Origin of the sequence: Ruminococcus albus 7 = DSM 20455 (assembly GCF_000179635.2) — a bacterium.
Lineage (GTDB): Bacteria > Bacillota > Clostridia > Oscillospirales > Ruminococcaceae > Hominimerdicola > Hominimerdicola alba.
The window spans coordinates 1-7,420 of record NC_014827.1; the positions used below are offsets into that span (position 1 = coordinate 1).

At 42.8% G+C, this 7,420-nt stretch carries 11 protein-coding genes; 8 read left to right on the top strand and 3 right to left on the bottom strand.

Features of this window, described 5'->3' with window-relative positions; genetic code table 11:
- Nucleotides 1-13 precede the first annotated feature (13 nt).
- Together RUMAL_RS20345 and RUMAL_RS20350 are read left to right on the top strand one after the other, a co-directional pair.
- Nucleotides 14-376: a type II toxin-antitoxin system RelE/ParE family toxin gene (locus tag RUMAL_RS20345; protein ID WP_013483965.1), complete on the top strand. Its 363-nt coding sequence runs from the start codon at nucleotides 14-16 to the stop codon at nucleotides 374-376.
- Nucleotides 369-641 (top strand): helix-turn-helix domain-containing protein, encoded by a 273-nt coding sequence (locus tag RUMAL_RS20350; protein WP_013483966.1) that lies wholly within the window; start codon nucleotides 369-371, stop codon nucleotides 639-641. Before RUMAL_RS20345 ends, RUMAL_RS20350 begins: the two co-directional genes overlap by 8 nt.
- 65 nt (nucleotides 642-706) lie before the next feature.
- On the opposite strand, the gene RUMAL_RS20355 is transcribed toward RUMAL_RS20350, so the two are convergent.
- Both RUMAL_RS20355 and RUMAL_RS20360 read right to left on the bottom strand, forming a co-directional pair.
- A complete protein-coding gene (locus RUMAL_RS20355; protein WP_013483967.1) occupies nucleotides 707-991 on the bottom strand; it encodes a hypothetical protein in 285 nt (94 codons plus the stop codon).
- Nucleotides 978-1,391 carry a GIY-YIG nuclease family protein gene (locus RUMAL_RS20360; protein WP_013483968.1) on the bottom strand — a complete coding sequence of 138 codons (414 nt, stop codon included), beginning with the start codon at nucleotides 1,389-1,391 and terminating at the stop codon, nucleotides 978-980. The genes RUMAL_RS20355 and RUMAL_RS20360 overlap by 14 nt, the downstream gene beginning before the upstream one ends.
- Before the next feature lie 229 nt (nucleotides 1,392-1,620).
- Between RUMAL_RS20360 and mobQ the strand changes: the two genes are divergently transcribed.
- The 6 genes from mobQ (at nucleotide 1,621) to RUMAL_RS20390 (ending at nucleotide 6,718) form a co-directional block, all read left to right on the top strand.
- Nucleotides 1,621-3,027, top strand: a complete 1,407-nt coding sequence (gene mobQ, locus RUMAL_RS21110) for a MobQ family relaxase (RefSeq protein WP_050793340.1) — start codon at nucleotides 1,621-1,623, stop codon at nucleotides 3,025-3,027.
- Nucleotides 2,915-3,667 (top strand): DUF6040 family protein, encoded by a 753-nt coding sequence (locus tag RUMAL_RS22645; RefSeq protein WP_028504453.1) that lies wholly within the window; start codon nucleotides 2,915-2,917, stop codon nucleotides 3,665-3,667. The genes mobQ and RUMAL_RS22645 overlap by 113 nt, the downstream gene beginning before the upstream one ends.
- Nucleotides 3,668-4,137: 470 nt before the next feature.
- A complete protein-coding gene (locus RUMAL_RS20375) occupies nucleotides 4,138-5,556 on the top strand; it encodes a hypothetical protein (RefSeq protein WP_419247563.1) in 1,419 nt (472 codons plus the stop codon).
- Entirely contained in the window at nucleotides 5,553-6,104 is a 552-nt protein-coding gene (locus RUMAL_RS20380; RefSeq protein ID WP_013483970.1) for a MarR family transcriptional regulator, read from the top strand. Before RUMAL_RS20375 ends, RUMAL_RS20380 begins: the two co-directional genes overlap by 4 nt.
- A complete protein-coding gene (locus RUMAL_RS20385) occupies nucleotides 6,101-6,307 on the top strand; it encodes a hypothetical protein (protein WP_013483971.1) in 207 nt (68 codons plus the stop codon). The genes RUMAL_RS20380 and RUMAL_RS20385 overlap by 4 nt, the downstream gene beginning before the upstream one ends.
- Nucleotides 6,308-6,319: 12 nt before the next feature.
- The gene (locus RUMAL_RS20390; protein ID WP_013483972.1) at nucleotides 6,320-6,718 is read left to right on the top strand and encodes a DUF6075 family protein; all 399 of its coding nucleotides are present in this window, start codon (nucleotides 6,320-6,322) and stop codon (nucleotides 6,716-6,718) included.
- A 272-nt stretch (nucleotides 6,719-6,990) separates the two neighbouring features.
- Here the strand turns inward: RUMAL_RS20390 and RUMAL_RS22035 are convergent, their stop codons facing one another.
- Nucleotides 6,991-7,233 (bottom strand): hypothetical protein, encoded by a 243-nt coding sequence (locus RUMAL_RS22035; protein ID WP_154662904.1) that lies wholly within the window; start codon nucleotides 7,231-7,233, stop codon nucleotides 6,991-6,993.
- Nucleotides 7,234-7,420: the final 187 nt, after the last annotated feature.

The window sequence follows — 7,420 nt, forward strand, 5'->3', positions numbered from 1 at the left end:
GTGGAGAATGTATATGCAGGAATTTGAAATAATATTTTATGAAAAGGCTGATGGGACAGAGCCGGCAAAGGATTTTATATTAAGTCTTGATACAAAGATGAGAGCTAAAATGTTCAGAACAGTAGAGCTTCTTCAAAAAAACGGCAACAGATTAAGAGAACCGGAATCAAAGCCTATAGAAGACGGTATAATGGAGTTAAGAGCAAAAGTAGGCTCGGATATATCTAGGGTCTTGTATTTCTTTGTAGTCGGACATAAAGTTGTTTTGACAAATGGCTTTATAAAGAAAACACAAAAAACACCAAGGTCAGAGATTGAAAGAGCCAAACAGTACAGAGCTGATTATCTAAGCAGAAAGGAGAATGAAAATGACTAATTTCAATGAACTTCTCGCAGAGCAGATGAAAGATGATGAATTTCGTAGAGAATATGAAGCACTTGAACCAGAATTTACAATTATGCAGGCTATGATAGATGCTCGTAATTCAAGCGGACTTACGCAGAAACAGCTTTCAGATCGTTCGGGTATAGCACAGGGTGATATAAGCAAGCTTGAAAACGGAAATGCTAATCCGTCAATAAGAACTTTACAACGGCTTGCAAATGCTATGGGCAAAAAACTTAGGATAGAGTTTTTATAATAACAATTATAAAGACGGACTACCGCAGCAGCGGACAGTCCGTCTTTTTCTTTTTTGTCAGCCCATTATTCGGGCTTATTGTCGGGAAAATCATTCATAGCCTTGTTAAAGAAGCCGCCCCTCTGGTTCTGACCTTTGAGGAACGCAACAAGACGTTCGATATCACCATCTGCATACTCTCTGCCGAGTACGCTGTATACCGCACCGCCGATCTCTATCAAGTGCCGTGTGCGTTTTTTTCTTTCGTCCGCTGACTTCTGTGCTTTCAGCTTTTTCTCTTGTGCTTTGAGCTGTTTCTGCTTTTCTTGCAGCTCAGCTATTCGTTCTTCATATGTCTTACTTTTTGACATAATTTAATACCTCTTTCCCTTTGTATTCAATAAAATCCAGCGCAACCATATCAGGCAAATAGGGTGGCTTTTTAAAACCTCTTTTGTTATATTTAGGCTTGTATTTCTGTATGTAATATCTCTCATAATCTGCAAGCGAATTTAGATTGGGTGTTTCTGCGCACATAATATAAGACACTTCTTCCCAAAATGGACTTTCTTCAATGTGCTTTGACATTCTATTTGCTATGTTTTGAGTGTGTCCAACGTAGATCACTATATTATTGTTATTATAGAACAAGTATATGTAAGGACTTCTATCATATAAAATACAATTAGGCTCATAAATAATGTCATCAAGCCCAAGTGCCTTTATTCGATACCATTCTTTTAAAGCTTCTAATTGAAAATCTCTAAGCATATACATCACCAGTATAATTTTATCATATATACATTGATTTGTCAAGTAGGTATTGACAAACTAAGCGAAATTTGATATAATCATTTCTTAAGAGCGCAGCGAATAGAAATGCGCACTTATACACCACATTCGCTACGCTCACATGGTGTATTTAAGTGCGCTCTCCGAGGGCAAGAGCGTTCCCCTCTTGACTTCCCTTTTTATTTTTCAGAGAAAGGAGTGTTGCCAAATGGCAATCTATCATTGCAGTATTAAGATAGGCAGCAGAGCAAACGGACAAAGCGCAATAGCCGCAGCAGCGTATCGAGCAGGTGACAATCTGAAAGATAAAGAAACTGGTTTAGTGTCCGACTACTCCCGAAAGGGCGGCGTTGTGTTTTCCGAAATCTCGTTGTGCCAAAACGCTCCTGCCGAATATGCCGACAGGGCTACTCTTTGGAACGCAGTTCACGAAATCGAGAAAGCCAAAAACTCACAGTTGTGGCGTGAGTTTGAGGTGGCACTTCCGCAGGAGTTTAGCCGAGCCGAACAGATAGACACAGTTCGTGGATTTGTCAAAGGCTTGACCAAGCAAGGAATGTGTGTGGATTGGAGCTTGCACGATAAAGAGGACGGAAACCCACACGCTCATATCATGGCTACTATGCGGAGCATAACCGAGGGCGGCAAATGGGCACCCAAGAGCCGCAAGGTGTATGACCTTGACGAGAACGGCGAGCGCATTTTTCAAAAAGTCGATAAGTCGGGGCGCAAGCAGTACAAGAACCACAAAGAAGATTACAACGATTGGAACAAGAAAGAGCGTGTCGAGGAATGGAGAGCTGCGTGGGCTGCTTGCTGCAATGAAAGGCTTGCCGAGCGTGATCGGATAGATCACCGCAGCTATAAACGGCAGGGCATAGAGCAAGAGCCGACTATCCATGAGGGATATGCAGCAAGGAAAATCGCAGCCGAGGGTAAGCCCTCGGAGCGTGTTCGCATAAATGAAGAAATCCGAGAGAGAAATAATATGCTGAAACAGCTTGCCGAGCAGCTGCACCACATCGAACAGCAGCTTGCCGAGCTTATCAAGGAGAAAGGAAGTGCAGCGATCAATGCAGGAAAACAACGAATTGCAGACCTACTCGCCCGAAGAAGTCGAGCAGTTGATAGCGATGACCGAGGACTTGCAGACGGAGAACGAACAACAGAGAGCCGAACTGAACGAACTACGGCAACAGAAGCAGACCGCCTTATCAGAGAATCAGAAGCTGAAAGACGAGCTGCACTCCGCAATGTTGGACTTGAAGAAAGTGGAAGGACAGCACAAGGAAACGAGAAAAAAGCTGAACACTCTGCTACACGGTTACAACCCACAGAACAACCAGACACAGCAGCAATCTTCGGAGCTGCGGACAGCCTTATCCAAGATACAGACACTAACCAAGAAGCTGTCAGAGCAGCAACGGCAGACACAGACAGTACTATCCGACAATCAGAAACTAAGGTCACAAGTGCAGCAGCTCACCGCCAAGAACGAGAGCTTGCAGAGCAGCGACGAGCAGCTGAAGAACGCCGAAGAGCTGAAGAAGCAGAGCGCAAGGCAAGAGCAGCAAGCGAAAGAGCGAGAAAGACGAGCTACGATAGAGGCAGATAGGGCTAGACGAGAAGCAGCCGCAGCAATCGCAAGAGCCGAGCAAAAAGAAGAAGCGGCGATAATAGCCAAGAACGCAGCGGAACATACCAAGCAGCAGCAGGAAAGTATCATCAAAGAGAAAGCAGAAGCCTTAAACAGGCAATATCAGGTGGAATGGAACGTTATTGGTGTTGCCCTTATCGTGTATAGCTTATTTGCTACCGTGTTCACCGCCATTAAGTCAAAACGCTGTATGTCTGATATTACCGCAGCAGGAAAGCTAATAGTTAAAATCGCAAAGGGAATAGTTCATGTGATAACTGCCCTTGCAAGCCGTGTCGGAAGTGTCGGAGCGAAAATCCCACAGCCCATAGTGTCCACGATCGTGAGCTATTTGCTAATGGCACTTATTACAGCGATATGTGTTGTTGTTATCCTTGCACCCTTGTATTTGGGCATTAAAGCTATTTCAAACTGCTATACGCTGCATTGTTGGGACGAGGTAAGTCCATTGGTTGCCCTGGTCTGCCTTGCAGTTCTTGTGTGGGGAGCTGAACTCATGCCGTTGAACATCGTGCTGCTGATGATACTTTCACACGCAGCATACATCGTTGTCCGTTGGTACATAGATGGTTGGAGAGAGGCAAGAGGACTAGCATAATGCCCTCAGAAGCCACCGTAAGCCACACAGAGCCACGCTAATCTTAATAATATAGAATCACCCCTTACACTCTTGAAACGCCACACAGAGCCGCTCAGAACGTGCGAGGGGCATTTTTACAGCCTTTTTCTCGCGGAGATAGAAATGTATTGGTGAAGTTGGTACTATAAACATTTAATTGAAAGCGTCACAAAATCAGTATTGACAAATGGAGATTTATGTGCTATACTGAAAAAAAGGTAAAAAAACTTATTGATAATCTAAGCCCCTTATACCGTAGGTATTCTGAGGGGGCTGACAGAGTAGGTAAAAAAACTTATTGATAATCTAAGCCCCTTATACCGTAGGTATTGAGCGTGAGCGTGTGTGGGGCGGTTCTTCTTTCTTTTGGTTCTTTTCTTTCTTCTCCAAGAAAAGAAGAAAGAAAAGAACGTTACCCGCAGTAATGATGTTATATCCGCATAAGTGAGGTGTTCTGCTTGTCCGATAATGTATTGAATAACTTCCGTGAGTGCTATGAGCTGCTTTCCAACGTGTACGATCAGGTCAATGGCGAGGACTTCTATCGTTATATCTTCCCCGACAACGAGAACTCTGGTGAGCTGTCCAGCGATTTTTCTCACCCTAACGCTATTTATCTGTATCACGATGAACAGGACGAGGGTGCAAAAAGGCGTTTACGCCGCAGGATAATGCTCAATGATACGTGGGCTTCTGATTATATGGACTATGTTGAGGGGAACGGCATGACTTTGTGCAGCGGTCTGACTTATCATAGCCGCAGCAACAAGCTCCAGTATGCTCAGACCATGAACGCACTCATTTTTGACCTTGACGGTGTCGGGCGTTCTGAATTGGAGCACGTTTTGGAGCGTACAACAGGTTCGGGCGATGTTTACCGCAGTATTCCTAAGCCGACTTTCATTGTTTTGAGTGGGCGAGGGCTTCACTTGTACTATGTTTTTGATGAGCCTATCGCCCTTTATCCCAACATAAAGCTGCAATTGAAGTCCTTGAAACACGATCTCACATTCAGAATATGGGAGTATAAAGGCACTTCGCAGGTCGAGAGTATTCAGTATCAGAGCATCGGTCAAGGTTTCCGTATGGTCGGCAGCACTAACAGCAAGTATGGGAATACCGTCACTGCCTTTAAAATCGGCGGTAAAGTCAGCCTTGATTTCCTCAATAGCTATGCTATTAAGCCCGAAAATCGGGTTGATGTTAACCGTCCGTACCGCCCGAGCAAAATTGACCGAGCAACCGCAGCGGAGCTTTATCCCGAATGGTATCAGAAAGTTGTTGTTGAGGGCAACAAACGCCCTAACAAGTGGAATATCGGCTATCGTAAGAAGAAGCAAGTCAAAGACTATGCTCTTTATGAGTGGTGGAAACGCCGTGTGACCGAGATTGAGGGCGGACACCGTTATTTTTACCTTATGTGCCTTGTAATATACGCCTGCAAGTGTGATGTACCGAAAAAACAGCTCAAAGTCGATATTCAGGCGTGTTTTGAAGTCCTTCGTGCTTATAAACACAATAACGAGCTGACACAAGATGATGTTGATAGTGCTATGGAGTGCTATTCAAAGGATTATTATAATTTCACGATAGCTGATATCGAGATCTTGACCGATGTTCGTATCGAGCGTAATAAGCGGAACTATCAAAAGCAGGAGTGGCATTTGGAAGATATCCGAAGTAAAAAGGCAAATATGAAACGTAGAGGTCAGCCTTTTAGAAATGCCGAGGGCAGACCAAGTAAGCAGCAGATCGTACTTGAATGGCAGCAGCTGCACCCTATGGGGCGCAAAGTTGATTGTATCAGAGATACTGGTTTGTCAAAGCCTACCGTTCTCAAATGGTGGCGAAAGGAGTTTGAAGCATGAGCAAAACCATAAAGCAGATCGCTGACGAGCTGGGCGTGAGCAAAGACCGAGTAAAGTATCTAGTGAAAAAATTACCCAGTGGGTGGGTAGAAAAACGGGGAAATATTACCTACATAAATGCTGATGGTGAACGGAATATCTATATGCTAGAGGGAAAAAAGTGGGGAAAATCTGACGAAATTACCCATATTGAAACCGAACTTGATCGGGTAATTTCTACCCACTTACCCACCGAAGAACAGAAGAAAGATATGGAAATTGAGAGGTTAAAAGCTAGGGTTGCAGAACTTGAACGCCAATTAGAATATGAAAGGGCTAATTCCGAAGAGAAACAAGCTCTTTTGAAAGCGTGGAATGATGAACAGATACAGCAATTTAATCGCATAATTGAGGATAATAAAAAATTATTACAGCTTATAGACCAAGAACAGCAGCTGCATTTACGTTCGATTGAGAGTAAAGATAAAGGTCTTGCTATCGAGGAAAAGCAGCCCGAACCTAAGCGGCATTGGTGGCAGCGTAAACGAAAGGAGCCGACCGAGGAATGAACGAGCCGACAAAAAAGAAGAAAGGCGGAGCGAGGGCAGGAGCAGGCGCAAAGCCAAAATACGGCTGCAAGACCGTGACAATGCGTGTTCCTGCTGATATGGTGGACGAAATCAGGGCTTTTATCTGCAAGAAAAAACATATCGAGCCGAAGCCTGAGCCTGAACAAGAGCTAGAGGGGCAAGTTTCCTTTAGCGATATATAAGGAGGACTAACAATGGATATCAAGTTTTACAATGAAGAACACCAAAAGGCATTTTACAGCATTTGTAAGCGAATGAAACACCTTGACTGCTACCATTTTTCGCTTGCGTATCTTCTTTCTCTCGATAAGGTACTTCGTGAACATACCGATGAAGTATTCGACTTCAAAGAGGACTGTATAAAACGTGAGGGGCTGCACAAAGGCTTTCAGACAGGCACTTCGATGAAAACAACACGCCTTGCCTTTAACCTTTGGAATGGCTGCTATGATGACGGTGAAACCTACACGAATAAGGACGGCTATGAAACGGAGCTGCCGAGCAGCTACTACTCGCCCGATCAGATCTTCTGCTGCAAGGACTATGCACCGTACTACTGGCAGGCTATTCGGATCCGTTTTGAATTGAATTAGTATAGAAAAAAGGCGAAACAATAACGTTTCGCCTTTTGATCATTGTTCGATATTACTTTTTTTGACTAAAATCCAATCACAAGGAAATATATGTTTTTTGTCTGCTTTATAAACTAGTATTAAAACAAATATCCATATATGTTTGGTTTTTACTACGTTATTATTTCCTAAAGAGTCCCTTATGATCATTGCAGAGGGTCCATCCTTAGAATTAAATATATCTTGCTGTTGTATGTGTTTTAGAATATAATTTTTTTCTTGTAATTTCATTATTAAAGTTTTACCGTTGAGCTGGCGTTTCCTAAGTAAGCCTTTCCGCCTGCAATAGTTGTAATGTAGACGTTTTTCCAACCAACCTTTACTTTCTTGGTGTTTTTCGGAATTGAAAATGATTTTGTAGAGCCATTTGCCTTGTTATATCTTCCATTAAGGTCTTTGTATTCATCTATTCTGCCTGAAAAATAACTTTTGGGTTTTAATATTGATGTGTTACTGCAGTATATTGTTCCAGACACATTGGTTATCTGTGTTCCTGTTGCGCTCCAATAGAGATGAGCTTTATCTATTATATCACTTTTTTGAGTGATTGTAAAAACAGAAATAACACTTTGTATTTGTAATTTGTGAATTTTTCTCCAATAGCATTGACAATATAGGATTTATCCTATATAATTAATTATAGGATAAATCCTATAATTTGAT

Excerpts from the sequence above, each read along its gene's own strand:
- RUMAL_RS20345 (WP_013483965.1), top strand. The coding sequence starts at position 14 with ATGCAGGAATTTGAAATAATATTTTATGAAAAGGCTGATGGGACAGAG.
- RUMAL_RS20350 (WP_013483966.1), top strand. The coding sequence starts at position 369 with ATGACTAATTTCAATGAACTTCTCGCAGAGCAGATGAAAGATGATGAA.
- RUMAL_RS20355 (WP_013483967.1), bottom strand. The coding sequence starts at position 991 with ATGTCAAAAAGTAAGACATATGAAGAACGAATAGCTGAGCTGCAAGAA.
- RUMAL_RS20360 (WP_013483968.1), bottom strand. The coding sequence starts at position 1,391 with ATGCTTAGAGATTTTCAATTAGAAGCTTTAAAAGAATGGTATCGAATA.
- mobQ (WP_050793340.1), top strand. The coding sequence starts at position 1,621 with ATGGCAATCTATCATTGCAGTATTAAGATAGGCAGCAGAGCAAACGGA.
- RUMAL_RS20380 (WP_013483970.1), top strand. The coding sequence starts at position 5,553 with ATGAGCAAAACCATAAAGCAGATCGCTGACGAGCTGGGCGTGAGCAAA.
- RUMAL_RS20385 (WP_013483971.1), top strand. The coding sequence starts at position 6,101 with ATGAACGAGCCGACAAAAAAGAAGAAAGGCGGAGCGAGGGCAGGAGCA.
- RUMAL_RS20390 (WP_013483972.1), top strand. The coding sequence starts at position 6,320 with ATGGATATCAAGTTTTACAATGAAGAACACCAAAAGGCATTTTACAGC.